The sequence below is a fragment of the Escherichia whittamii genome, assembly GCF_014836715.1.
Lineage (GTDB): Bacteria > Pseudomonadota > Gammaproteobacteria > Enterobacterales > Enterobacteriaceae > Escherichia > Escherichia whittamii.
This window is the reverse complement of record NZ_JACSQI010000001.1, coordinates 465,948-491,537: the sequence shown is the minus strand read 5'-3', so window position 1 is coordinate 491,537 and position 25,590 is coordinate 465,948. Positions and strand designations below refer to the sequence as shown.

Here is a 25,590-nt window from a genome sequence, read left to right as displayed (position 1 = left end):
ATGGGAGCACGGTTTTCGCCCTCTTCCCGGAGGGACGAGGGGATCGTCCGAGCAGCAGAAGGCCGAAATCTCTGCTTTTTAAGTAATTTATTCCCATAAACTCAGATTTACTGATGCTTCACTCAGGATCTGAGTTTACGGGAATGTTCAGCGGGGAAGCCGGAAGTTTTCTGTGGTATCGCCTGCCATGATGACGACATTCAAGCAAGCCAGGAGATCTGCATGATGTCTGCACCCAAAATTACATTTATCGGCGCTGGTTCGACAATTTTCGTTAAAAATATTCTAGGTGATGTGTTTCACCGTGAGGCGCTGAAAACGGCGCATATCGCTCTGATGGACATTGATCCCACCCGCCTGGAAGAGTCGCACATTGTGGTGCGCAAGTTGATGGATTCAGCAGGGGCCAGCGGCAAAATCACCTGTCACACCGAACAGAAAGAAGCCTTACAGGACGCCGATTTTGTCGTGGTGGCGTTTCAGATTGGCGGTTATGAACCCTGCACGGTGACGGATTTTGAGATCTGTAAGCGCCACGGTCTGGAACAAACCATTGCCGATACGCTGGGGCCGGGCGGCATTATGCGTGCGCTACGTACCATTCCACATCTGTGGCAGATTTGCGAGGACATGACGGAAGTTTGCCCCGATGCCACCATGCTCAATTACGTTAACCCGATGGCGATGAATACCTGGGCGATGTATGCCCGCTATCCGCATATCAAACAGGTGGGGCTGTGCCACTCGGTGCAGGGAACGGCGGAAGAGCTGGCCCGCGACCTGAACATCGATCCGTCCACGCTGCGTTATCGTTGCGCAGGTATTAACCATATGGCGTTCTACCTGGAGCTGGAGCGCAAAACCGCAGACGGCAGTTACGTGGATCTCTACCCGGAATTGCTGGCGGCTTATGACGCAGGCCAGGCACCGAAACCGAATATTCATGGTAATACCCGTTGCCAGAATATTGTGCGCTATGAAATGTTCAAAAAGCTGGGCTACTTCGTCACGGAATCGTCAGAACACTTTGCCGAATACACGCCCTGGTTTATTAAACCAGGTCGCGAGGATTTGATTGAGCGTTATAAAGTGCCGTTAGATGAGTATCCGAAACGCTGTGTTGAACAGTTGGCGAACTGGCATAAAGAGCTGGAGGAGTATAAGAACGCCTCCCGGATTGATATTAAACCGTCGCGGGAATATGCCAGTACGATTATGAACGCTATCTGGACCGGTGAACCGAGTGTAATTTACGGCAACGTCCGTAACGATGGTTTGATTGATAACCTGCCGCAAGGATGCTGTGTGGAAGTGGCCTGTCTGGTTGACGCCAATGGTATTCAGCCAACCAAAGTCGGTACGCTGCCTTCGCATCTGGCTGCCCTGATGCAAACCAATATCAACGTACAGACGCTGCTGACCGAAGCCATTCTCACCGAAAACCGTGACCGTGTTTACCACGCCGCAATGATGGACCCGCACACCGCCGCCGTGCTGGGCATTGACGAAATTTATGCTCTTGTTGACGACCTGATTGCCGCTCACGGCGACTGGCTGCCTGGCTGGTTGCACCGCTAAGGTGTAATTGCTTCCGGCGCTCTGGTGATAAGGCCATAGCGCCGTAACTGGCGACAGTGAAGACGAGCGAGCAATATCACGGTAGTTAATGCGCCCAGCAGCGCACAGAACATATCGGATTGCGTGTCCCACTGGTCGCCCTGAGTACCGAGAAAATCATCCGCTCCCTGGCCCATCGCCAGCGCCGCCCACCACTCGATCAGTTCATACATCGCGCTAATCGCCAGCGCTACGCAGCAGACCAGAAACGCCACCATTTTACGTCCACGCACGTACATCCCACGCACGAGGATTTCTCGTGCCACCAGCGCAGGTACCAGCCCCTGGAAAAAATGTCCCAGCTTGTCATACGGATTACGGCTCAATCCTAACCACTCCTGCACGTCAAAACCGATGGGGACTTTCGCGTAGGTGTACTGCCCGCCGACCATCAGGATGATGGCGTGAAAGAAAATCAGCGTATAGAGAAGCGGTGTTAACGGGTAACATCTGGCGGTGGCAAGCAGTAGTGGCACCACGATAATCACGGGTGTCACCTCCATCAACCAGGTGAGTTTGTCATGGGCCGAAATGCCGGTGTAAATCAGGATTAACGTTAGTACCAGCGCGCCGGAGTTAAGAATTAATGGCTTGAGTGTGCGGATCATGGTGAGTTCGCAAGTCAGGGAAAATACTGACTATTCACCAGCAAGTGTGAAATTACAACTGCAGAAGAGGTGGCCCGGGGGGATCACCTGGCAGCATGCCGCCAGGCGCCGGGCCGAAGAGGTTACTTAGTGCAGTTCGCGCACTGTTTGTTGACGATTTGCTGGAAGAAGTCGTTGCCTTTGTCATCGACCAGGATAAACGCCGGGAAATCTTCTACTTCGATTTTCCAGATTGCTTCCATACCCAGTTCCGGATAAGCGACGCATTCCAGATGCTTGATGCTCTGCTGCGCCAGTACCGCCGCCGGGCCGCCGATGCTGCCGAGGTAGAAGCCGCCATGTTTATGACATGCGTCGGTGACCTGCTGACTGCGGTTACCTTTCGCCAGCATGATCATGCTACCGCCGTGGGATTGCAGCAGATCCACGTAGGAGTCCATCCGGCCTGCTGTGGTTGGGCCAAGTGAACCAGAAGGATAACCGGCGGGTGTTTTTGCCGGACCCGCGTAGTAGATCGGGTGATCTTTGATGTACTGCGGCAGCTCTTTACCAGCGTCGATCAGCTCTTTCAGCTTGGCGTGCGCAATATCGCGACCCACGATAATGGTGCCGGTGAGCGACAAACGAGTGGACACCGGATATTGCGAAAGCTGGGCGAGGATCTCTTTCATCGGGCGGTTGAGATCGACTTTCACCGCTTCGCCTTCACCAGCCTGGCGCAGTTCTTCCGGAATGTACTGGCCTGGGTTGTGTTCCAGTTTTTCGATCCAGATACCTTCGCGGTTAATTTTCGCTTTGATGTTACGGTCAGCGGAGCAGGAAACGCCCATACCGACCGGGCAGGAAGCGCCGTGACGCGGCAGGCGGATTACGCGGATATCGTGGGCAAAATATTTACCGCCAAATTGCGCGCCGAGGCCGAGTTTCTGGGCTTCTTCGAGCAGTTCCTGTTCCAGTTGTACATCGCGGAACGCCTGACCGTGTTCGTTCCCTTCAGTCGGCAGTTCATCATAATAGTGAGCACTTGCTAACTTGACGGTTTTCAGGTTGGTTTCCGCAGAAGTGCCGCCAATCACAAACGCGATATGGTACGGCGGGCAAGCTGCAGTACCGAGGGTACGCATTTTCTCGACGAGGAAGTTTTTCAGTTTACCCGGAGTCAGTAGGGCTTTAGTTTCCTGATAGAGATAGGTTTTGTTGGCAGAGCCGCCGCCTTTGGCGACGCAGAGGAATTTGTACTCATCGCCATCCACCGCGTACAGGTCGATTTGCGCAGGCAGGTTAGTGCCGGTGTTGACCTCTTTGTACATGTCCAGCGGTGCGTTTTGTGAATAGCGCAGGTTATCTTCGATATAAGTGTTATAGACACCTTTCGACAGTGCTTCTTCATCACCGCCGCCGGTCCATACGCGCTGACCTTTTTTACCAACAATGATCGCGGTGCCGGTATCCTGGCAGGTCGGCAGTACACCTTTGGCGGCGATTTCGGAGTTTCTCAAGAATTGCAGCGCCACGTACTTATCGTTCTCGCTGGCTTCAGGGTCGTGAAGAATAGAAGCAACCTGTTTCTGGTGTGCCGGGCGGAGCATGAAAGAGGCGTCGTGGAAGGCTTGCTGCGCCAGCAGGGTCAGGGCTTCTGCTTCCACCTTCAGAATGGTTTCGCCGTCGAATTCGGCAACGCTAACGTAATCGGAAGTGAGCAGATAGTATTCGGTATTGTCTTTCCCCATCGGGAAAGGCGCCTGGTAGATAAATGGTTTGTTTGACATAGCTTCCAGCCTGTAACTCTGTATTTGTTATACGAAAATGGCGTGCCGCACAGCGACGGGCGGCACGCAAAGTGCATTTATAAGAACCCGTACATCGCGGCGAAGATCCAGCCAAAGACGCAAGATACGCTCACGCCAATCAACCCTGGCAGAATAAAGCTGTGGTTGATGACGAAGCGACCGATGTGGGTGGTGCCGGAACGGTCAAACTGAATCGCTGCCAGATCGCTCGGATAGGTCGGCAGGATATAATAACCGTAGCAAGCCGGTGCTGAAGCCACGATGTAAGCCGGGTCAACGCCAATCGCCAGTGCGACAGGAACAATCGCCGCCAGCGCCGCGGCCTGGGAGTTTACAAACTTGGAAACCAGCAGCAGAACAATGGCATAGGCCCACGGATACTCTTTCACCATTTCACCCAGTACGCCCTGAATTTCAGACATATGCGCACCGAACATGGTTTCTGCCATCCATGCAATACCGTACACCGCCACGATGGCGATCATACCGGAACGGAAGACTTCGTTTTTTGAGATAGACGCGGGATTGGTTTTGGTCAGGATAATAATCAGCGCGCCGGTTAGCAGCATAAACATTTGAATAACCAGCACCATCGACAGCGGTTTGCCGCCGAAGGATGGACGCAGGTCCGAATCAGCACCGAGAAGTGCGACCACGGCGATTGCCCCGAGGAAGATCCACATAGCCAGCCAGTTACTTTTCGGCAGCTTTTTATCCAGCAGCGTCGCGGTATCACCGTAAACGTATTCACGGTTTTCCGGTACGGAGATGAATTTCTGGAACTCTTCGTCTTTATCCAGATCCTTACCGCGGAACCAACTGAAGATACCGATTGCCAGGATACCTAACAAAGTAGATGGAATGGTGATAGCAAGCAGGTCGAGGAACTCAAGATGACGACCATCAAAGGTAACGTTACCCAGCATTGCGACCAGTGATACTACCGCAACCGACACCGGGCTTGCGATAATCCCCATCTGTGCACCGATAGAACTTGCCGCCATCGGACGTTCCGGACGGATATTGTTCTTAATTGCCACGTCGTAGATGATTGGCAGGATGGTGTAAACCACGTGACCTGTACCGCAAAGAATGGTCAGCGTACAGGTAACAAACGGCGCGACAATGGAGACATATTTCGGATTGCGGCGCAGCAGTTTCTCGGCAATTTGCAGCATGACGTCAAGGCCGCCCGAGGCTTGCAATGTGGCCGATGCCGCCACCACCGCGATGATAACCAGCATAACGTCAACCGGTGGTTTACCCGGCTGAAGATGGAAGACGAATACCAGAATGACGAGGCCGATACCGCCTAATAAACCTAGTGCGATACCGCCCTTTCTGGCACCATAGAACAGACATATCAATATTATGATAAGTTGGATAGTAAATAACATTTGTGACCCCTCACGATAATCCCATTTAAATTTCTACTGAATAGAACGCAGTCTCGTTCTGTTTCGTATGAACTTTTTTCAGAGCCTGACTAAATATCCTTTTGGTCGTTACTGGCCTGAGTAATTACTTCACAGTGAATATTGGCTGATTCAGGCAGCGATAAATTAATACACTGTGATAAGCGACTTTTTCAGAGAAAAATACTCTCTGGCGATGGGGTTATAGTTTGTGCTGCGCAGATGTTAATGGTTTGTTTTTCACTATCTTATTGATATTTATTAGTATGTTTTATGTTCTAAGGGTGATTATCATTTAGGTTATAGATTATTCTGATCTACCCATTTGTGGGTAAAAATACACATAATGCGGGTGACATAATAGTTAATTAACTTTTGTTAGCGTTTTGAAATTAAAAACACTATTTATCCTAAAGAATATTAAATTGCTGGGATGAGAAGGGGATAATTATATTTGATCTGGCACAAGTTTTACTGATGGGTGATGTAACTTGTGCCAGTGTTCTTTTGCATTACTGCAATAATTGTTACTTGCGGATAACCAGGGATGTGTTATTGGCAATATTGTTTCAGCAATGAGTAATGTTCCGCTTGAATACGGTAACGGTAAACCGGACGACCAGTTACGCCATAATGGATGCTGGTAAATAAGATGTGGCAGTTGACCAGCCAGATTAGGTATTTGCGACAGGAAACGCGCGAGATGTTCACCTCGTTGGCCAACTCGTCGGTTGAAAACTCATAATCCTGATGAGCGTCGATCCACTGGCACAGCGTACGAAGGGTCTGCGGTGTTAACCCTTTCGGCAGGCGGCGAGTGTCCTGTTCGTTGGAACTACTGCCGTGGATCAGCTGATCCAGTTCGGCCTGGTCATAATATTGATGCTTCTCCAGCGCCATTTTCTTTTGTCGCCAGCCGGTGAGCGCCTCTTCAAAGCGTGATGCCTGGAAGGGTTTGATCAGGTAATCAACAACGCCGTAATGCAGCGAATCTTTAATCGTCGCGGCATCGGCGGCGGAAGAGATGACAATCACATCGCTTTTGCAGCGAGCGTTATGCAGTACCGGAAGTAAATCGAGCCCGTTCTCTTTCTGCATATAGATATCGAGCAATATCAGGTCAATAGGCGTGTCGCTGTTGAAAATAATCTCTTTGGCTTTTTCCAGTGTCGAGGCCGTTCCGCAGCATTGAAAGCCCGGGATCTGCGCCACGTATCGGCGATTCAGCTCCGCCACCATTGCGTCATCATCGATAATTAATACATTGATCATTTGCTCGACTTCTCCCCGTCCCAGGGTATCTGGACAAAAAATTGTGTGAAAATCCCGGGTTCCGATTCTACGGCGATACTGCCGCCGAGATTTTCTACCTGTTGTTTGACAAGTGCTAAACCGACGCCTCGTTCGCTTCCTTTAGTCGAGACACCTTTGTCAAAAATGTGAGCGATTTTTTCGGGGGCGATCCCCGGGCCATCATCGTTAACTTCACAGTGCAGCCAGCCGTGGCGGTAGTGCAATGTTACGCTGATTTCGCCACCGGGTTCCGGCCCTAATGCCTCTAGTGCGTTTTCTATCAGGTTTCCCAGCGTGGTAATCAGCGTCGCAACCTGGTCTTCACTGCCGCTGTCTGGCAACTGGCTTTCGCTGTTTAAAATCAACGTATGGCCTAAATCGGTCGCGCGGTTAATCTTGCTGATTAAAAAACCAGCGATAACCGGAGATTTGATCTTGCCCAGCAGAGAGCCAATCTCTTCCTGATAGTTATTGGCTGTTTTGAGAATGTAATCTTCCAACTGCTTATAACTCTTCAGATGCAATAATCCGAGAATCACGTGCAATTTATTCATAAATTCGTGGGATCGTTCACGAAGTGCGTCAGCATAGTTGACCAGGCCATCGAGTCGCTGCATCAGTTTACGTACTTCAGTTTTGTCTCTGAAGGTTGAAATGGCACCGATGATAATGCCATTACTGCGCACCGGAACGGTGTTGATCAGTAATAGCCGATCTTTGACGGTAATCTCTTCGTCACGGCGCGACGTACCGTTGCGTAACACTGCCGAGACATCCACCACCTGTGACCATGCCTGACTTAGCGTTGAGAGATTCTCGTCATCCTGCGATTTGTGGTAGTTAAGCAACTCCTGCGCGGCATCGTTGATTAGCGTGACTTCGCCGCGATCGTCCACGGCCACAACGCCTTCTTTTATTGACTGCAACATAGCCTGGCGTTGTTCAAACAGGGTGGAGATTTCGTAGGGTTCCAGACCGAAAAGCATTTTTTTCAGCACCTTAACCAGAATGCAGGTGCCGATGAGCCCTACCAGCATGCCAAATAACACCGACCAGATAATACTCCAGCGACTGTCGTTGATCTGTTGGGTCACACGGCTTAATTCAAGGCCGATCGCCACTACGCCAATCTGTTTATCATTTTCATCATAGATGGGGGTAAATACGCGCAAGGCCTGCGCGAGAAAGCCGCGATTGATAGCAACATTTTCTTCGCCATTCAGCGCTTTAAGGATGTCATCACCTTTAAATGGCTGACCAATACGCTGGGGTTCAGGGTGCGAGTAGCGAAGGCTTTGCATATCGGTAACGACAATAAACAGCAGATCGTTACGTTTGCGCACGGCTTCCGCGATGGCCTGGATATCGCTGTCCTGCGGTTTTTTCTGCAAGCCCTGACGGATTTCCGGCGAATCGGCAAGGGTACGCGCTACAGCCAGCGCCTTGTTGGCCAGTCCGTCACGCGTCATGTCACTGATTTGCGAGAAGTAAATCAGATGCACCACCAACAGCACCGAGAACAGCACCGCGCTGACCATTAAGATCACTGTGGTACTCAACTTCATCGGACGTTTGCGTAGCATGCGGTAGGGCAATGAATGTCTCATCAGCTTCCTTGTGTGACAAATTTCTTAAGCATTATCCCTGATGAGGCGGGTAATTCAAAGGGAGTAAGAATGATTGGCTATATAGGGGAAGAGGCTCTGACAACTGAAACAGCCAGTGCTGTATGAAGATTCCGGGCTATGCTTATAGCGAAAATCATACTCAGGATGGAGGGTTGTTTATGGATCAAGAGCTAGTGGATACCGGTTATCGCTGCTATACCGGCGAAAAGATTGATGTCTATTTTAACTCTGCAATATGTCAGCATTCCGGCAATTGCGTACGTGGCAACGGCAAGTTATTTAATCTCAAACGTAAGCCGTGGATCATGCCGGATGAAGTCGACGTTGCCACTGTAGTGAAAGTGATTGATACGTGCCCGAGCGGCGCGCTGAAATATCGTCATAAATAAGTGAGGGAAAAATGGAAATACGTGAAGGCCACAATAAATTTTACATCAATGACGAACAGGGCAAGCAAATCGCTGAAATTGTCTTTGTGCCGACCGGAGAGAATTTAGCGATTATCGAACATACCGATGTCGATGAAAGCCTGAAAGGACAAGGGATTGGTAAACAACTGGTGGCGAAAGTCGTGGAAAAAATGCGCCGTGAAAAACGAAAAATTATCCCACTATGCCCGTTTGCGAAACATGAATTTGATAAAACGCGTGAGTATGATGATATTCGCAGTTGATGGGAGAGTACGGAGTAACGATATTTTTTATGCGCTCCGTGGTGTGATGCATGGGAGTATCTGAAGGGTAGGGGGATGCACAAAGAATGGTCAGAGAGAGCGTTTTTTTGTCCCAAATCATCCCCTCTACTGAGCAAAAAAAAGAATATCTCCTATATGAATGAGAAGGAACAATCGGGGTTAATAAATTTTGCATCCCCAGGGCATTTAATATTGATAGGAGTCATATTATGGAAGGTAAAAAAAAGTTCAATACTTATGTTGTTTCTTTTGATTATCCATCATCTTATTCCTCAGTTTTCTTAAGGTTAAGATCATTGATGTATGATATGAATTTTTCCTCTATAGTGGCTGATGAGTACGGAATACCACGACAATTGAATGAAAATTCTTTCGCAATAACGACATCATTAGCCGCAAGTGAAATTGAAGATTTAATCAGGCTCAAATGCTTAGACTTACCGGATATTGATTTTGACCTCAACATTATGATAGTCGACGACTATTTTCGTCAGTTTTACAAATAGATGGGAAGGATAAGAAGATATTCAAAATGACACTATTCTCTAAAATATTAATTTTTTATGTGATTGGTGTGAACATATCCTTTGTCATTATCTGGTTTATCTCGCATGAGAAAACACATATTCGTTTACTTAGTGCATTCCTGGTAGGCATAACCTGGCCAATGAGTCTGCCTGTGGCATTACTTTTTTCTCTTTTTTAGGAGCTGTGGTTGAGTGGACCCGCTGGTTATCTTGAAACGAAGCGTCTCTCCTCAAAACTGGATTTGCGGAACGACGAACGAAGCAGTCGCCTGGCTGCTTCGTTCATTAAAGTGAAACTTATTTCTGTGGACGCATCGCCGGGAAGAGAATAACGTCGCGAATAGTATGACTGTTAGTAAACAGCATAATCATTCGGTCGATACCAATACCCAGACCAGCGGTTGGCGGCAGACCATATTCCAGCGCAGTCACGTAATCTTCGTCATAGAACATAGCTTCGTCGTCACCTGCAGCTTTAGCGTTAACCTGTTCCTGGAAACGTTCAGCCTGATCTTCTGCGTCGTTTAATTCGCTAAAACCATTACCGATTTCACGACCACCGATGAAGAATTCAAAACGGTCGGTGATTTCCGGGTTAACATCATTACGGCGTGCCAGCGGTGACACTTCTGCCGGATACTCAGTAATAAAGGTTGGCTGAATCAGATGTGCTTCTGCCACTTCATCAAAGATTTCGGTGACAATACGTCCCAGCCCCCAGCTTTTCTCTACTGTAATACCGATAGATTCAGCTAATGCTTTAGCGGCATCAAAATTATCCAGGTCGGCCATATCGGTTTCTGGACGATATTTTTTGATTGCTTCGCGCATGGTGAGTTTTTCAAACGGCTTGCCGAAATCAAACACATGCTCACCGTAAGTGACTTTAGTGGTACCCAGTACATCCTGTGCCAGGGTACGGAACAGCGACTCTGTAAGCTCAATCAAGTCGTGATAATCCGCATACGCCATGTAAAGCTCCATCATCGTGAACTCAGGATTATGACGTACAGAAATACCTTCATTACGGAAGTTACGGTTGATTTCGAATACCCGCTCAAAACCACCAACAACCAGACGTTTCAGATACAGCTCCGGCGCAATACGCAGGTACATATCCAAATCAAGGGCATTGTGATGAGTGATAAACGGACGAGCAGATGCCCCACCGGGGATTACCTGCATCATCGGGGTTTCTACTTCCATAAACCCACGAGCAACCATGAATTTGCGGATAGCGGCCAGAATTTTTGAACGGACAACAAAAGTTTGACGTGATTTATCGTTAGCGATTAGGTCGAGATAACGTTGACGATAACGGACTTCCTGATCCTGCAAACCATGGAATTTATCTGGTAAAGGACGTAGTGCTTTGGTCAGCAGGCGTAACTCAGTACAGTGAATGGAAAGTTCACCAGTTTGCGTCTTAAACAGCGTACCGCGGGCACCGATAATGTCACCCAGGTCCCATTTTTTAAACTGATCGTTATAAACACCTTCTGGCAGGCTATCTCGTGCAACGTACAGTTGAATACGGCCACCGACATCCTGCAACGTTACAAAGGAGGCTTTCCCCATGATACGACGGGTCATCATTCGTCCAGCAACCGAGACTTCAATGTTTAAGGATTCCAGTTCCTGGCTATCCTTCGCATCGAACTCTTCGTGCAACTGGTCAGAGGTATGGTCGCGGCGAAAATCATTGGGAAACGCCACTCCTTGTTGACGCAGTGCTGCCAGTTTTTCGCGACGATTTCTCAATTCATCGTTAAAATCAATAGCCTCATTGGCTCCTCGTGTTTCTTGTTCAGACATTTTGGTTCCTCTAAATCCAGCTTTCAATTTAGCGTAGATAAAGAGGCAGATCGGTACACTGTATTATCTGCCTCGACTCTTTGTAACTCAGTTCATCTTATCTTAACCAACGCTCATCTCAAGTTGATATCACTAATAAATAATCATTAATGTGGTTTAAATGACTTGTAAACATGTATTTACTAGTGTGATAAACTGAAAATCAATAAATTCATAACTGATTGTTTTTGCAATGGTTAATCGTTACTCTCCTGTATCATATTAGTCGGCGTGCTAAACAGAAATCGGGTAGCAAAGGCCAATACCACGATGATCGCGACACAAGCCAACGTCCACTCTCCCATCTGAGAAAAGAATCGCTGGTAAGCTGCAATTGCCATACCGCTAATTTGCGACTCTGTCGTCTGTTGTGCCACTACGCCCGCCAGCCAGTTGGCGACCGCGCCTGTTGCCAGCATATAAATACCGGTTAATACGCCAGACATTTTCAGACGCGTGATTTGCGCAATCGCCACTGGGTCAATAAAGAGTTCGGCAAAGCCCATTAGCGCCAGCCCGGATATCATCACGCCCATTGACGCCTGGCCGCCAGCCGCTGCATGTCGGGCATCAAATGCCAGTAACATAAAGCCACAAGCCATCAACAGTAAGCCAAAGGCAAACTTCAGCCAGACACGTAACGTTGAGTTGCCGTGGTTATCTGGCGATGCCAGCCAGGCAAGTACAACCCCAGCGAGCATCACCGCAATTGCATTCACCGACTGGAATAGCGCAGTAGGTACTTCAATATTGAATGCCTGACGATTCACAAAGCGATCGATAAACAAGCTGATGGTACTGCCGCCCTGTTGTGCCAGTACCCAGAACAACGTCCCGACAAACATCAGCAATACAATTTGCCAAAGAGCACGACGGTGTTCGGGGAATTTGATCATCATGCGGGCAATGATTTGTGCAGCAATAAGGCAAACGATCGCCAGCAAATATCCGGACCAGTTGTTCTCCAGCAACAGGGTAAAAAATACTGGAGCTAAACAGAGCATCACCACCAACCAGCCCCATACCGGTAAGGCAAACTTCACATTAGTGAGCGCTTTTTTATCCATACTACGCGTGGACTGGAAATGACGATGACCACTTAAGAAAATCAACAAGCCGATAAACATGCCGCCACCCGCAAGGGCAAAGCCAACATGCCATCCATACCACTGTGCAGCCAGGCCGCAGGCGATGGGGGCTGCGATAGAACCGATATTGCCCGCGGCATACAGCAGCGAAAAACCGCCATCACGTCGATGATCGTTCTCGTCGTAGAGCTCGCCAAGTAAACAGCTGATGTTTGATTTGAATAAACCGTAGCCACAAATAATGATTGCCAGCGCCAGATACAGGCTAAAGGTTGAATTTGTATCAATGCCCAGCACCACATGACCAAGGGTCATTAACAGCGCGCCGGCAATCACTGCAGTGCGGTTGCCGAGCAGGCGGTCGGCAAGCCAGCCGCCGAGAATAGGGGTAACGTAAACCAGAGAAGCATATGCGCTGAACAGGCTGATGGCATGGTTATCATCAAAACCAAGCTGATGGGTGAGATAGAGAATGAGTAAGGCACGCATGCCGTAAAAACTGAAGTACTCCCAGATCTGGATCGCCACGATATAGTATATCGCGCGCGGCTGTGAGGGTGTTTTCATGTGTCCTCCTTATGAGCAAAAAAGGGAAGTGGCAAGCCACTTCCCTTGTACGAGCTAATTATTTTTTGCTTTCTTCTTTCAATACCTTAACGGTATAGCGGCCATCAGCCTGACGGTATGCACCGTGAATATCGGTTTCAAAGCCCGGATAGTGAGCGCCGATTTCACACAGCATCTGCAGGAACTCCAGAACAGGGCGGCTTTCTTCGGTGATCATTTCACCCGGCATTACCAGAGGAACTCCCGGCGGATACGGAAGGATCATATTGGCGTTAATACGACCTACCATTTCGTCGATGTAAACTTCTTCGGTCATACCGTGCAGCTCTTTCTGGAACGCAGCATACGGAGTCATTACCATAGTCGGCAGGACTTCAAATGCGCGATACATCAGATCCGGCAGATTGTGGTGAACAATCAGTTTGTGGATATTCTGAGCCAGTTCCTGAATACGCATGTTTTCATAGAATTCAGGGTCTTCACGATACAGAGACGGCAGCATGTTTTTCACACGCAGGTTCAGGTCGAACGCACGTTTGAAGTCAGTCAGAGCACGCAGCAGGCTCAGTGCTTTGGTCTTATCGATACCGATGCTGAACAGGAACAGCAGGTTATACGGACCGGTTTTCTCAACAACGATGCCATGTTCGTCGAGGTATTTCGCCACGATGCTGGCCGGAATACCGAAGTCGCTCATGGTGCCGTCTTTTTCCATCCCCGGAGTCAGCAGAGTGACTTTGATCGGGTCAAGATACATGTGCTCGTTATCGATGTTTTTGAAGCCGTGCCAGGTGCTGTCAGAACGCAGCGGCCAGCATTCAGTAGTATCGATATGATCCGGCTGCCATACATCAAAGAACCAGCCATCAGATTCCGTTCTCAGACGTTTGATCTCTTTACGGAACTTGATCGCACGTTCAATGGAACCGTCGATCAGACGTTTACCGGCATTACCTTTCATCATCGCCGCAGCGGTTTCAGTGGACGCCACGATACCGTAGTGCGGAGAAGTGGTGGTGTGCATCATGTAGGCTTCGTTAAAGGTTTCTTCGTTTACGTCACCTTTAACGTGGATCATGGAAGCCTGAGAGAACGCCGCCAGCAGTTTGTGAGTGGACTGGGTTTCGTAAATCACTTTCCCTTCTACACGGCCACCGCTCATACCGCATTTACCTTCGTAAATCGGTGAGAAGTTGGTGTAAGGCACCCACGCGGAGTCAAAGTGGATGGATTTCACATCCAGCGTTTTCTTAATGAAGTCGGTGTTGTACAGCAGACCATCATAGGTAGAGTTGGTAATTACGGCATGTACCGGCCAGGTTGCGTTTGGTGTTTCTTTAACGCGTTTAGCAATGGTTGCGTGCTGGAATTCACTCTGTGGGATACCACCAAGAATACCGTAAGCGTTACGGGTCGGGCGGAAATAGATTGGCGTAACATCGCTCATCATCATCAGATGGGTCAGCGATTTGTGGCAGTTACGGTCAATCAGGATAGTGCTGCCTGCCGGAGCAGAGTACATACCAACAATCTTGTTCGCAGTGGAAGTACCGTTGGTCACCATGTAGCTGCGGTCTGCGTTAAAGACGCGAGCGATATACTGTTCTGCTTCTTTGTGTGGACCGCTGTGATCCAGCAGGGAACCCAGTTCAGATACTGAAATGGAAATATCAGATTTCATGGTGTTCGGACCAAAGAAATCATAGAACAGGCTACCTACCGGGCTTTTCTGGAATGCGGTACCGCCCATGTGACCAGGAGTACAGAAAGTATATTTACCTTCACGAACATATTTAAACAGTGCTTTGGTCAGCGGAGGCAGAATAGTGTTGATATATTCGTCAGTGGTCTGCTTGATCTTGTTAGCAATATCATCAGCAGCACCCAGCGCATATTCAAAGAAGCTAATCTGTAAACGCAGATCGTTCAGGCTTACATCGAGTGTGGAATAAGTATTAGCGAACGCGTACAACGGCAGGTTCTCGTTCATTTTGCTAATTTCTTCGCACAACTCGAGATTATATTTATCCCAGTCAAAAATAACACCGCACAGACGCGCATTGTTTTCGATCAGTTTTAATAAGTCGTCACGGTCGTTCGGGTAAACAATCTGGAAGTTCAGACGTTCAAGCGCGCGATGAAGTTCACGGATGGGTTCTTCTTTAAAATAAACCCCCATGTGATTCAATATTGCAATAACGTTCATAGTCATATCTCCAGGTAAAAAAGGCCCCTCCCAACACATGGGACAAAATGAAAGGAGGAGCCTCGGAAAATACTTTTAATTAATGTGCGTTAGACGCTGTGTGGTTATCCATTGAGTTGCTCTGGCGCTCGTGCATTTTGCGAGCGTAGAACATCAGGATAATCAGGCTGACGATGAAGGTGCCTGCCAGCTCGAAGGAGCTTGCGCCCATCAGAGCGATGAAGCAGAACACGCAACCCAGTACAGAGCAGATCAGGCTGACAAAGTTGCGGATGTTAACGCCTTCAAAACGAATCAGGTCAACGCAAGAGTAGAAGTACGGCAGCATAGTCAGCAGTACTGCGATACCGGTCAGTTCACCGAACAGGTCAGATGCTTTACCACCGGCAGAGTTCATCAGAGTGATGAGGATCATCAGAGCAGTCATTTTCACTGCAGCCAGCAGCAGACCTTTTTTCGGAATACCGTTGCTATCGACTTCACCATAAACTTTCGGGAAGTTACCGTCGTTAGCGGCACGTACACCTGCCTGGCCTACCAGCATCATCCAGGAGCCCAGAGAAGTCAGGCACGCAAAGGCGGTGAATGCAGAAACCAGCGGCGCAGCCCAGTTACCCAGGATAGTAGAAGCACTGATTGCAAACGGAGCACCGGAAGCTGCCATTACAGAAGACGGATACATACCGGAAAGCACCTGAGTCGCAGCAATGTAAACAATACCTGCTAAACCAGTACCCAGCATGGTTGCCAGTGGAACGGTACGTTTCGGGTTTTTAACCATACCAGTACTTACAGCTGCGGATTCCACACCCACGAAGGCCCACAGGCAGAGCAGAATACTTTTAATGATCGCATGACCATCAGTGGTACCCGCAGTATTCCAGTTAGCTGCATAAGTAGCAGCATCAAACCAATGCCAGCCAACAATAGCAGTCATAACCACAGGAATAAGAACCAGCACCAGACCAATAGTGGTTAAACGGCTCACCCAGGTACCGCCGAGCATATTTACAAAGGTAAATACCCAGACGATAGCAATACAGGCGATACCTGCCGGAACAGGATCATTTAATACCGGGAAGAAGGTGGAAAGATAAGATACAGCGGTAATACCAATCGCCAGGTTACCAATCCAGTTAGCATGGTAATAAAGAACACCTGTCTGAAAACCAAATGCAGGGGAAATTTCTCCAGCATAAGCAATTGGGCCACCTTGTTGCGGGTTTTTTGTTGCCAGTCGGGCATATACGTAAGCCAGCGACATTGCACCAATAATAGAGATGATCCAACCCCAGATAGCAATACCACCGATACTTGCAAGGTTCGCAGGTAATAATGCAATACCGCTCCCCATCATATTACCGGCAACAACACCGGTACAGGCAAATAGCCCGATCTTCTTGGCAGAACTCATGCTCTTCTCCTAATTTCATTTTAGAATTTGGAGTCCGGGTCATGATGTATAACTATTTACTGACCAGACCAAACTGGCGATAAGATTACTCACGAAAAAGGGATTAATCCTAAAGATTAGGTGAAATAACACAAAAGTTTCTGTAAGTGAGAACTTGAGGTTTTTTATTAACACATGAGGATCGCAGGTTGATATCATGAAAAGATAAACATTCAATGTTTACAATGAGTTGCGAGAAAGTTGATGGTTAAGTTAATGTGATAAAAATTATGCAGCAAATAAATTGCTGCAACATATTATACCAATAAAAATATACAAAAACTCAACACTCAGAATTCCCGTGAATGAATCAACCCAGGATTTTCTTATTCTGAAGCAAGAAATTTGTCGAGATAAGGGACAACATAAGAAACAGAAGTCTGGAATATGCCATTTTCAATCCAGTAAAGAGTGTCTGCTCCTGGGCGTAAATTAAAGGCGGTGAGATATGCATCAGCAGCTTCTCGGTTCATCCCCTTCATTTCATAAACTTTGCCAAGCAACACATAATTTAGCCAGGACATTTCAAGATCAATGCCAGTATTTATCGCCTGATAAGATTCGTCTGTTTTCCCTTTTGACAGAGCACTAACTGCTTTTATTTGATAGAAAATGGCCAGATTATTCATTCCTGGCAGTGTAGCAATGTTATCAATTTCTGTGTTCAGTGCTGCTAATTGTTTTTCATCTAAAGGATGCTGAGAATGACGTACTATATCAACTAATGCTTTCTCTGCTCTCGCGTAGGTAAATTCGGGAGATGATTGAACAATCTCACCTAATAACTCACTGGCACGGTTCAATGATTTATCATCGCCACGCATTAAATAATCATGTGCCTGATAAAAATTAGTTAATAACGCACCACGAGGAGGCAAAATTTGTTGGAGCATCTCCTGCATTCGTTGTGGCCACGGTTGATTTAACGCCTTTGACAAACTCTCCAGTAAATCATTTTGAATCGCCAACTGATTACCGTTAGTGATGACATAACGTTTATCCAACATGGTTGAACCATCTGCATTGTCTACCAGTTTCACCGACATAAAGCACTGTTGAGCGCGGTATTGGCGCTGATTAACAAACGCAAGAGATAATGTTTTACCGGAACTGCTCGGTTCATCAATGTTGTAGTTGATTTTGTCATGCACCATAAAGGTGGAGAAGGTATTAAGTGACGTGGCTACCAAATCGCCCACACCTATCGCGTAAGAGAGCTGATTCGGGGAAGTCCAGCTGTTACAACTCTTATTCACCATGTTAATGTCAATATCGCGTGGATTGAGCAAAATACGCGATTTGCTCATAGGAAGACGCGTTTCAAGACTGGAAAACGCCACCAGTGCTACACAGATACCTAGCGACAACAGGAAAAAAAACCATACCCAAAATGTAGTGAATCGTTTGCTTCTAACTGGGGATTGTTCAGGTGGCGTAGCGGTGTTTTGAATGTTAAGGCTGTGGGAGGGGGAATCTGTGTCAGGAATCGCCTCTGGTATAGGGGGAGGCGAAGACAGCATTATTTCTTCTCCCTCCTCTTCGCTGTACCAGATAACCGGCACCATTAATTTATAACCGCGCTTTGGTACAGTAGCGATATAAACAGGACTATCTTCATCATTATCTTTTAATGACTTACGTAGTTCTGAGATACTCTGCGTCACAACATGATTGGTGACAATACTTCTCTTCCAGACATTATCGATAAGTTCATCCCTGCTAAGTACTTCGCCACTGTGTTGAGCAAAGAAAACCAGAAGGTCGATTAATCTCGGCTCAAGGGTAAGTTGACGCCCATTGCGACTGATTTGATTTATGGAAGGAGTCACAAGCCATTCGCCAACGCGAACTACAGGTTGTTGCATAATAGAAACTCATTCGAAAAGGGAATGGTGCAATGATAATTGCCATAACCTATTTTTACCATCTATAGATGAATGTGTTTACATATTATCAGTGAATATAGGACGTTATTTTTACCAACCATAAACTTCTTGATTACATGGCATTACAAAAGGACTTTAATGAAAAGCAGAAGTAATTTGCCTTACCATTAAAATTCATCATCTTTGCCAAAGAAAAACATTCAGAAAATAATTCCCGGAACGCTAACTATTTTAATGGATTGTTAGTCTTTGCATGATCAAGCGGACTGATGCATTTCTCTTTGTTCTCATTCAGAAAATCTCATCAGACGGCGTTCTGCCTGATGTTGTGCTTTATGGATGTCATCGGCAACGACACCGTTACGCTCATGATGACGTCATGTGACGTTCAACAGCATCACGGGGGCGCACGACATTTCGCGTCAGTCAGTGCCATAGCTGCCATAGCATAGGGAGAAATTCTCTCGAACTGGGATATATCCGCAAAATGCTGGTGATGTGGGGAGAATTTGGTTGAGTTTGGTAGTAATGGTTTGGAGGCAGAACGCTTAAATCCTGGCGTTCTGAAACGAAAAACGGACCTCCGTGGAGGTCCGCTTATATAAATTTGGTGCCCGGACTCGGAATCGAACCAAGGACACGGGGATTTTCAATCCCCTGCTCTACCGACTGAGCTATCCGGGCAACGGGGCGCATTAAACCGTAATCTGCACATCTCGTCAACTCAATTTCACGTTTTGCTGTCTGGTTGCTTATCTTTGCGGCAATTTGCGCAGTTCTGGACCATTACTGCGGAAAATTACATCACTCCCATATCACCTTCCCGCGGTTTCCAGCCGCTTTGGATTGCGGTGACATGCCGTTTACCTGTAAGCGAATAGCCTGGTATAAAACCGTCTTTTTGTCTCGGGGATGTGATAATTATTTCTGCACCTACACCATTTTGGTAATAACCGTGATGGCTGGCAACAGTACCCAGGTAGCATTTGTTATTCAACCAGACGGGAATGACGGCAACCGTTTCAAAGGCGTAATGCAGTGGCTCTCCGAAGCGGTAGTTATTAGCATCTGTGGCAGACGTGTTGGGTGGAATTGGGCATATGTCAGCAGGCGGTTGATTTGAGGGCATATCTTTAATGAGATGGTCCTGCATCCGGGCGAGAGCTTTCAACAGCCCATTGCGGTCTTTACCACTGATTGCCGGGAGTTCTTTGCTGTGGGCTTTCATTATTTCTAATGCATAGCGGTAACGAATAGTCACAACAGGAACTTTGTCTGTGTTGATAAAAGGCCGCAGTAAATAAAGGTTATCTTCACCAAACTGTCCGTTATACCAGAGCGCATAAACCTGGTTGTTTATGCGAACCCACTGACTCCACTGGTTAGCACCACGTACGGATTCCGAGAACAACGCACCTGCTATCTCAAGGTTTTCATCGTCAGTGCTCTTTACCGCATAAAATGTCTTATCTCCGCGTTTTAGTACTCCCGTGTAGCTGAAAAGCCCCGTACCACCAACATAACAGTTAATAATGAGATCGCGTTTTCCGTCACCATCTAAATCAACCAACACATAGTCGATTCGCCCATTTTCGGAAACTCCTCCGACAGACGATTGTTTAAAGGCCTGCCATTCATCGTCACTGATTTCGGCTGAGGGTTTTTGATCGAGTAATGGATTACCTTGTTCATCGATGCTTTGCACTGAGAAATCCGTAGCCTGTCCCATTAATGGAAACTGGTCGGAAACTTTCTTCAGATTCAGTTCTGGGTTAATCGCTTTTTCTTTATTGATGGCATCAAGAAGAGACTTTAGCGCGGCATTATCTTTGTCGATGTCTTGTTGCGTGCGGACATAGCTCACGAACGTGGGTAGCGTCCAGACTCCATTAACAGAGAAAGTTCCCCGACCACCGCTGTGGTATTCATCGGTTAAAGCAAACTTTTTCCCGGTCCAGCGCCAGATTTGTATCGGCTCGGCAAATTTTCTTATCTCTCCGTCCTCATAGCCGCTTGCATCGTTGGTAATCAACTGCGGAGAGGCTGTTAGTGTGGAGTTAGTCAGCCACATGGCGTAACGGGAGATATCGAAACACGTTGTTTGAATTAACGTATGACTTTTATCAACCGGAATGGCGTAATAGCGTTTTTTTTCTCCCTCCGCCGCCCCGCTACAGTTCATCTCTGGTGGCAGTTGAAGCTGTGACTGGATGTTTTGAAGCTGTATTTCCGTTAATTGTGTCATTTTCGGCGATGAGATAACGGGATGTGTCGCGATAAGCGGTGTGGGAGATTCGGGGAGTGCTTCGAAAATATTGTCAGGTCCTGGCTTAAGCAGGGCGCTTGCGGTATTGATACGTTTTTGGAACGCATCCATTTTCAGCAGTACGGCATCAGATCCTGCCAGAGAGAGTATTTTACGTTCGCCATCGGCTTCAAATTCAATCACATCATTTTGTTGTAATGCCCGAATAAAGTCAGACCTGATGTCACTTCCCAGCAAAAAATAGCCATCAGAAACAGGAATAAGCGGCCTTTGTTTTTGATTATTAATAAAAAGCACGGCAGTGGAGATGGGGGATTGCCCTTGTTCTCGTTGGGAAAAAGTTACCTCTATTCTTGTATCAGGGGATATACCCGCACGACGCGTCAGCAATGTACTGACGTTATCACCATAGCCCGCTGCGCGGCAGGTGCCGGTGTTATCGCACGCGAGTTCCCAGTCTTTATGGCTGAAAGTAAGGCCACTTATGGCATTGGCAAAAAATGGTATAACAAAAAGAGCGGCAAGTGTGGCGTGGTGAAGCAGGCGCATATAATTCCCTTTTATATATCCGTGTTGGCGGAATTATATGCGTATACGAAAGAGCCAGAAATCCGAATTACGTCAGTGCGCCGCCCTGGCGGCAGCGGGCGAAGCGCAGGATATCTTCCGCCAGTCGGTGTGCGGTGTCGACATCCGCCTGGCTACGATTCACCAGCATTCGGCTTAAACAGCCTTCCAGCACCAGTTCCATCTGCTTTGCCACCATCGCCGGATCGTCAACTTCCAGCGTGGTTAACAGTTCGTGGGTGAAATCGTAGGCCGCGCTTTTTTGCTGATCGGCCAGTTGATGAATAGGGTGGCCAGGATCGGGATAAAACGTACAGGCAGCGATAAACAGACAGCCTGGATAGCGGTTGTTTTTAACGCACTCTGATAACGCCTGATAACGCGCCAGCAGCTTTTGTTCGGCGGTTTGCGTTTCGTCCAGCATCAGCTGACGACGCCAGACATCTATCTGTTGGCTAAGATAGCGCAGCGCATCGTAGAGGATTGCCTCTTTGTCTGGCCAGAAGCGGCGCAGTTCGTCCAGTGGATAATCCACACGTTCAGCAACCATCTCCAGCGTGGTGTTGGCAATCCCTTGTAATTCTAATAATTTCAGGGCTTCTCCCAGAACATCTTCACGTTGCACGCTATTTTCCTCCGTCTTTCCCACTGAAGTGTCGTTCACGGTTGGCGATCGCGCAAATGTGCGCTGAAGGTTTCTGCATCCATAAAGCCCGTGACGCGCGTTTGTGGATGCTCCTGGCCTTGTCCATCAAAAAAGAGAATTGTCGGTAGGCCAAGGACATTAAGATGCTTTAACAGCGCCACATCCTGGGCGTCGTTGGCAGTGACGTTGGCCTGAAGTAAGACCGTGTCTGCTAACGTTTTTTGCACCTGCGGGTCGCTGAAGGTGTATTTCTCAAACTCTTTACAGGCGACGCACCAGTCGGCATAGAGATCTAACATCACCGGTTTGCCTTTGGCTTCGGCGAGTGCCTGATTTAATTCATCTACCGTTTTGATTTGCGTAAAGTTGAGATGCGCCTGAGTTTGCGCGATGTTAGTGGCGCCAAATGCCCAATCCTGTAATGGGCGCACGCTAACCAGCGCCGCTGCTAGCAAAATAATTTGTACAATGCGCATCCAGCCGCGTTTGGCCTGTAAGCTGGTGATAAATGCCCAGCCAAAGAATGCGACGCCAAGCGCCGACCACAAGCGTAATCCCCAGACATCACCAATTACTCGCTCCAGCAGGAACACCGGCAGCGCGAGGATCACAAAACCAAACGCGGTTTTGACCTGTTCCATCCACGGGCCACTTTTCGGCAGCAGACGGTTGCCAAAGACGGTAATTAGCATCAGCGGCAGGCCCATGCCCAGCGCATAGAGATAAAGCGTGCCGCCGCCCAGCCACATGTTCCCGCTTTGGGCGATGTACAGCAGAATCGCGCTAAGTGGCGCGGTGGTGCATGGTGAACAGATCAACCCGGCAATCGCCCCCATAACAAACACACCGCCGGGCGAGCCACCTTGCTGGCGATTGCTCATTAGCGTGAGGCGTGTTTGCAGTGATGAGGGAAGTTGCAGGGTGAATAGACCAAACATCGACATCGCCAGCAAGGTAAAGACGATAGCGAGGCCGATAAGCACGTAAGGATGCTGTAGCGCCGCCTGGAACTGTAATCCTGCGGCAGCAACCACCAGACCCAGGGCCGTGTAGGTGAGCGCCATCCCCTGCACATAAATAAAGGTCAGCAACAATGCTCTGGCGGTAGATAACCGCTGTTTACCACCCAGCACGATACCGGAAATTAGTGGGTACATTGGCAGCACGCATGGCGTGAAGGCGATACCGATACCAATCAACAACGCCCAGAGCGCGGAAAAGGGCAATTGCGCGGTGGGCTGCTCTTGCTGCGGAACGGATGCAGGCTGTGGCGTCGCGTTGTTGGTAACCACTTCGCTTAACGGAACGGTTTTGGTTTCTGGTGGATAACAAAAACCGGCGTCAGCACAGCCCTGGTAAGTGACAGTTAATGTCGCACCAGCACTTGCCTGGTTGATGGTCACAGGAAGCGTCAGCCGCTCGCGGTAAATCTCGCTTTTGCCGTAAAACTCATCGTCATGCCAGACGCCTTGCGGCAGCTGCACGTCGGCAATTTTCGCTTGTTCCGGCGTAATGCGGATCTGTTTACGGTAAAGATAGTAACCGTCTTTAATCTGCCAGCTCAGATTAAGGTCATGTTGGTTTTGCTGAAAATCAAAAGCAAAGGCTTGATCCGCGGGGACAAATTGTGAGCGTCCTGGCGCGTCGAATAATCCGGCGAAAACGGAAGTGCTGCAAAGTAGCAGGATCAGCGTAAAGATGCGTTGAGCCATGAGAGGTAATCTGTGTCTCCGTGTGTAACAGGTAAAACCAGAAGCTCCGGGGTTTGATACGGATGATGAGACTTCAGGCATTCCAGTAGTGCTTGCTGGTGAGATACGGTGGTTTTTAAAATCATCTGCACTTCGTATTCTTGTTCCAGTTTACCTTCCCAGTAATAAAGAGAGGTAGCGCCAGGAATCAAGGTCGCGCAGGCCGCCAGTTTTTCCGCCAACACTTTGGCGGCTAATTCCTGGGCCGTTGCTTCATCCGGCGCGGTGCACAACACCACGACAGACGCGGTATTCGAACTTTTTTCATCAAGCATAAACACCTCGCAAGAACAGATGGAACCGCAAGAGAGAGGTCACTATACAACGGACGGGGAAAGGATGTTAGTCGGCGGGAAAGAAAGCGGGGCGTGAATGCCCCGCGATTTGTCATTACAGCATCACGCTGCCCAGCAAGAAGCCGAAGCAAACGGCCAGGGCGACACCCAGAGTACCCGGGATGAAGAACGGATGGTTGAAGACGAATTTACCGATACGAGTGGTACCCGTGTCATCCATCTGTACCGCAGCAACCAGCGTCGGGTAGGTCGGCAGAATGAACAGACCAGACACGGCTGCGAAAGAAGCTACAGCGGTCAGCGGAGAAACGTTCAGTGCCAGAGCCATCGGCATCAGTGCTTTTGCAGTTGCAGCCTGAGAGTACAGCAGAGCAGAAGCAAAGAAGAAGATAACAGCCAGCAGCCACGGATGACCCTGAATGACTTCACCAGCGGTATCTTTGATCCAGTCGATGTTGTTGGAAACGAAAGTATCGCCCAGCCATGCAACACCCAGGATACAAATACAGGCGCTCATACCTGCTTTGAAGGTGCTGGAGTTGAGGATGTTGTCGGTGTCCACTTTGCAAAGAACAGTGGTCAGGGTTGCAACGCTCAACATGATAATCAGGATAGCGTTAGTCGTGTTCATCAGCGGTTTTTCAACCAAGCCCATGCTCGGGCTGTTGATAATCGCATAGATAACCACGCCAACTACGCCCAGCAGGAACAGCCAGACGGATGCTTTCGCGCCTTGTTTGATTTCAATCTGCTTCTCACCGCGCAGTTCAACCAGACCTTCTTCCAGACGCTTGCGATAAATCGGATCGTCAGACAGTTTGGAGTTGAAGAGCATGGTTACCAGGAAGGACATCACCAGAACTGCCAGCAGGGTAGACGGGATGACCACAGAGAGCAGATGCAGGTAGCTGATGCCATGACCTTCCATCACGGAAGACATGTAAACCACCGCCGCAGAGATTGGCGATGCGGTGATCGCAATCTGCGCGGAAACTACCGCCGTTGATAGTGGACGGCAAGGCTTAACGCCTTGTTCCTTCGCAACTTCAGCGATAACTGGCAGTGTTGCCAGAGAGATGTTGCCGGTACCCGCAAAGATGGTCAGGAAATAGGTCACGATCGGTGCAAGGATCGTGATGTATTTCGGGTTACGGCGCAGCAGCTTTTCTGTCTGGTGAACCAGATAGTCCAGGCCGCCAGCAACCTGCATGGCAGAAATAGCGGCGATAACCGCCATGATAATGGAAATGACATCGAATGGGATGTTACCAGGCTTGACGCCGATAGCGGCAAGAACCAGCACCCCCAATCCGCCTGCAAAACCAATACCGATTCCCCCCAGTCTGGCGCCCAAGAAGATCGCCAGCAAAACGATGATGAGTTCTACAACTAGCATATTAGCCTTCCTTGTTTTTTAACAAGTTGATATAAGGTTGTT

At 48.4% G+C, this 25,590-nt stretch carries 20 protein-coding genes, 1 tRNA gene and 1 pseudogene; 5 read left to right on the top strand and 17 right to left on the bottom strand.

Features of this window, described 5'->3' with window-relative positions:
• Nucleotides 1-222 precede the first annotated feature (222 nt).
• On the top strand, nt 223-1,578 hold the full coding sequence (melA, locus tag H9644_RS02245; RefSeq protein WP_191772930.1) for an alpha-galactosidase: 1,356 nt from the start codon (nt 223-225) through the stop codon (nt 1,576-1,578).
• Here the strand turns inward: melA and H9644_RS02240 are convergent.
• The 5 genes from H9644_RS02240 to H9644_RS02220 form a co-directional block, all read right to left on the bottom strand.
• Complete coding sequence (locus H9644_RS02240) at nt 1,575-2,225, bottom strand: DUF2238 domain-containing protein (protein WP_191772928.1); 651 nt, start codon at nt 2,223-2,225, stop codon at nt 1,575-1,577. The genes melA and H9644_RS02240 overlap by 4 nt on opposite strands.
• Before the next feature lie 122 nt (nt 2,226-2,347).
• A complete protein-coding gene (gene fumB, locus H9644_RS02235; RefSeq protein ID WP_191772926.1) occupies nt 2,348-3,994 on the bottom strand; it encodes a class I fumarate hydratase in 1,647 nt (548 codons plus the stop codon).
• 77 nt (nt 3,995-4,071) lie between these two features.
• Entirely contained in the window at nt 4,072-5,412 is a 1,341-nt protein-coding gene (dcuB, locus tag H9644_RS02230; RefSeq protein WP_000899528.1) for an anaerobic C4-dicarboxylate transporter DcuB, read from the bottom strand.
• Nucleotides 5,413-5,982: 570 nt separating this feature from the next.
• The gene (dcuR, locus tag H9644_RS02225) at nt 5,983-6,702 is read right to left on the bottom strand and encodes a two-component system response regulator DcuR (protein ID WP_064525723.1); all 720 of its coding nucleotides are present in this window, start codon (nt 6,700-6,702) and stop codon (nt 5,983-5,985) included.
• Complete coding sequence (locus H9644_RS02220; protein WP_191772917.1) at nt 6,699-8,330, bottom strand: sensor histidine kinase; 1,632 nt, start codon at nt 8,328-8,330, stop codon at nt 6,699-6,701. Before H9644_RS02220 ends, dcuR begins: the two co-directional genes overlap by 4 nt.
• A gap of 179 nt (nt 8,331-8,509) precedes the next feature.
• Between H9644_RS02220 and yjdI the strand changes: the two genes are divergently transcribed.
• The 4 genes from yjdI (at nt 8,510) to ghoT (ending at nt 9,751) form a co-directional block, all read left to right on the top strand.
• On the top strand, nt 8,510-8,740 hold the full coding sequence (yjdI, locus tag H9644_RS02215) for a 4Fe-4S mono-cluster protein YjdI (RefSeq protein WP_064525726.1): 231 nt from the start codon (nt 8,510-8,512) through the stop codon (nt 8,738-8,740).
• 11 nt (nt 8,741-8,751) lie between these two features.
• A complete protein-coding gene (locus H9644_RS02210; RefSeq protein ID WP_000405647.1) occupies nt 8,752-9,024 on the top strand; it encodes a GNAT family N-acetyltransferase in 273 nt (90 codons plus the stop codon).
• Between the two features lie 230 nt (nt 9,025-9,254).
• Entirely contained in the window at nt 9,255-9,551 is a 297-nt protein-coding gene (ghoS, locus tag H9644_RS02205; RefSeq protein ID WP_074399409.1) for a type V toxin-antitoxin system endoribonuclease antitoxin GhoS, read from the top strand.
• Between the two features lie 26 nt (nt 9,552-9,577).
• Complete coding sequence (gene ghoT, locus H9644_RS02200; protein WP_064525730.1) at nt 9,578-9,751, top strand: type V toxin-antitoxin system toxin GhoT; 174 nt, start codon at nt 9,578-9,580, stop codon at nt 9,749-9,751.
• Nucleotides 9,752-9,869: 118 nt separating this feature from the next.
• Here the strand turns inward: ghoT and lysS are convergent, their stop codons facing one another.
• From lysS to dcuA, 12 genes and pseudogenes are all read right to left on the bottom strand, one after another.
• Nucleotides 9,870-11,387, bottom strand: a complete 1,518-nt coding sequence (lysS, locus tag H9644_RS02195; RefSeq protein ID WP_191772914.1) for a lysine--tRNA ligase — start codon at nt 11,385-11,387, stop codon at nt 9,870-9,872.
• A gap of 236 nt (nt 11,388-11,623) precedes the next feature.
• A complete protein-coding gene (gene dtpC, locus H9644_RS02190) occupies nt 11,624-13,081 on the bottom strand; it encodes a dipeptide/tripeptide permease DtpC (RefSeq protein WP_064525734.1) in 1,458 nt (485 codons plus the stop codon).
• Nucleotides 13,082-13,139: 58 nt separating this feature from the next.
• Nucleotides 13,140-15,287 carry a lysine decarboxylase CadA gene (gene cadA, locus H9644_RS02185; RefSeq protein WP_064525737.1) on the bottom strand — a complete coding sequence of 716 codons (2,148 nt, stop codon included), beginning with the start codon at nt 15,285-15,287 and terminating at the stop codon, nt 13,140-13,142.
• 79 nt (nt 15,288-15,366) lie between these two features.
• Entirely contained in the window at nt 15,367-16,701 is a 1,335-nt protein-coding gene (cadB, locus tag H9644_RS02180; RefSeq protein WP_191772912.1) for a cadaverine/lysine antiporter, read from the bottom strand.
• A gap of 365 nt (nt 16,702-17,066) precedes the next feature.
• A complete protein-coding gene (gene cadC, locus H9644_RS02175) occupies nt 17,067-18,605 on the bottom strand; it encodes a lysine decarboxylation/transport transcriptional activator CadC (protein ID WP_064525741.1) in 1,539 nt (512 codons plus the stop codon).
• Between the two features lie 247 nt (nt 18,606-18,852).
• Nucleotides 18,853-19,028, bottom strand: a pseudogene (locus H9644_RS21475) (tyrosine-type recombinase/integrase); the annotation flags it as partial.
• A gap of 206 nt (nt 19,029-19,234) precedes the next feature.
• A tRNA-Phe gene (locus H9644_RS02170) sits at nt 19,235-19,310 on the bottom strand.
• Nucleotides 19,311-19,425: 115 nt separating this feature from the next.
• Complete coding sequence (locus H9644_RS02165; RefSeq protein ID WP_191772903.1) at nt 19,426-21,441, bottom strand: DUF1176 domain-containing protein; 2,016 nt, start codon at nt 21,439-21,441, stop codon at nt 19,426-19,428.
• A gap of 67 nt (nt 21,442-21,508) precedes the next feature.
• Nucleotides 21,509-22,084 (bottom strand): transcriptional regulator, encoded by a 576-nt coding sequence (locus H9644_RS02160; RefSeq protein ID WP_001188520.1) that lies wholly within the window; start codon nt 22,082-22,084, stop codon nt 21,509-21,511.
• A gap of 35 nt (nt 22,085-22,119) precedes the next feature.
• Complete coding sequence (gene dsbD / locus H9644_RS02155; protein WP_191772900.1) at nt 22,120-23,817, bottom strand: protein-disulfide reductase DsbD; 1,698 nt, start codon at nt 23,815-23,817, stop codon at nt 22,120-22,122.
• Nucleotides 23,793-24,131: a divalent cation tolerance protein CutA gene (gene cutA, locus H9644_RS02150; protein WP_064525746.1), complete on the bottom strand. Its 339-nt coding sequence runs from the start codon at nt 24,129-24,131 to the stop codon at nt 23,793-23,795. Before cutA ends, dsbD begins: the two co-directional genes overlap by 25 nt.
• Nucleotides 24,132-24,246: 115 nt before the next feature.
• Nucleotides 24,247-25,548 carry an anaerobic C4-dicarboxylate transporter DcuA gene (gene dcuA, locus H9644_RS02145; RefSeq protein ID WP_064525748.1) on the bottom strand — a complete coding sequence of 434 codons (1,302 nt, stop codon included), beginning with the start codon at nt 25,546-25,548 and terminating at the stop codon, nt 24,247-24,249.
• Nucleotides 25,549-25,590 lie beyond the last annotated feature (42 nt).

Bases quoted from the DNA above. Each gene is read 5' to 3' on its own strand.
- melA (WP_191772930.1), top strand. From the start codon at position 223: ATGATGTCTGCACCCAAAATTACATTTATCGGCGCTGGTTCGACAATT.
- H9644_RS02240 (WP_191772928.1), bottom strand. From the start codon at position 2,225: ATGATCCGCACACTCAAGCCATTAATTCTTAACTCCGGCGCGCTGGTA.
- fumB (WP_191772926.1), bottom strand. From the start codon at position 3,994: ATGTCAAACAAACCATTTATCTACCAGGCGCCTTTCCCGATGGGGAAA.
- dcuB (WP_000899528.1), bottom strand. From the start codon at position 5,412: ATGTTATTTACTATCCAACTTATCATAATATTGATATGTCTGTTCTAT.
- dcuR (WP_064525723.1), bottom strand. From the start codon at position 6,702: ATGATCAATGTATTAATTATCGATGATGACGCAATGGTGGCGGAGCTG.
- H9644_RS02220 (WP_191772917.1), bottom strand. From the start codon at position 8,330: ATGAGACATTCATTGCCCTACCGCATGCTACGCAAACGTCCGATGAAG.
- yjdI (WP_064525726.1), top strand. From the start codon at position 8,510: ATGGATCAAGAGCTAGTGGATACCGGTTATCGCTGCTATACCGGCGAA.
- H9644_RS02210 (WP_000405647.1), top strand. From the start codon at position 8,752: ATGGAAATACGTGAAGGCCACAATAAATTTTACATCAATGACGAACAG.
- ghoS (WP_074399409.1), top strand. From the start codon at position 9,255: ATGGAAGGTAAAAAAAAGTTCAATACTTATGTTGTTTCTTTTGATTAT.
- ghoT (WP_064525730.1), top strand. From the start codon at position 9,578: ATGACACTATTCTCTAAAATATTAATTTTTTATGTGATTGGTGTGAAC.
- lysS (WP_191772914.1), bottom strand. From the start codon at position 11,387: ATGTCTGAACAAGAAACACGAGGAGCCAATGAGGCTATTGATTTTAAC.
- dtpC (WP_064525734.1), bottom strand. From the start codon at position 13,081: ATGAAAACACCCTCACAGCCGCGCGCGATATACTATATCGTGGCGATC.
- cadA (WP_064525737.1), bottom strand. From the start codon at position 15,287: ATGAACGTTATTGCAATATTGAATCACATGGGGGTTTATTTTAAAGAA.
- cadB (WP_191772912.1), bottom strand. From the start codon at position 16,701: ATGAGTTCTGCCAAGAAGATCGGGCTATTTGCCTGTACCGGTGTTGTT.
- cadC (WP_064525741.1), bottom strand. From the start codon at position 18,605: ATGCAACAACCTGTAGTTCGCGTTGGCGAATGGCTTGTGACTCCTTCC.
- H9644_RS02165 (WP_191772903.1), bottom strand. From the start codon at position 21,441: ATGCGCCTGCTTCACCACGCCACACTTGCCGCTCTTTTTGTTATACCA.
- dsbD (WP_191772900.1), bottom strand. From the start codon at position 23,817: ATGGCTCAACGCATCTTTACGCTGATCCTGCTACTTTGCAGCACTTCC.
- cutA (WP_064525746.1), bottom strand. From the start codon at position 24,131: ATGCTTGATGAAAAAAGTTCGAATACCGCGTCTGTCGTGGTGTTGTGC.
- dcuA (WP_064525748.1), bottom strand. From the start codon at position 25,548: ATGCTAGTTGTAGAACTCATCATCGTTTTGCTGGCGATCTTCTTGGGC.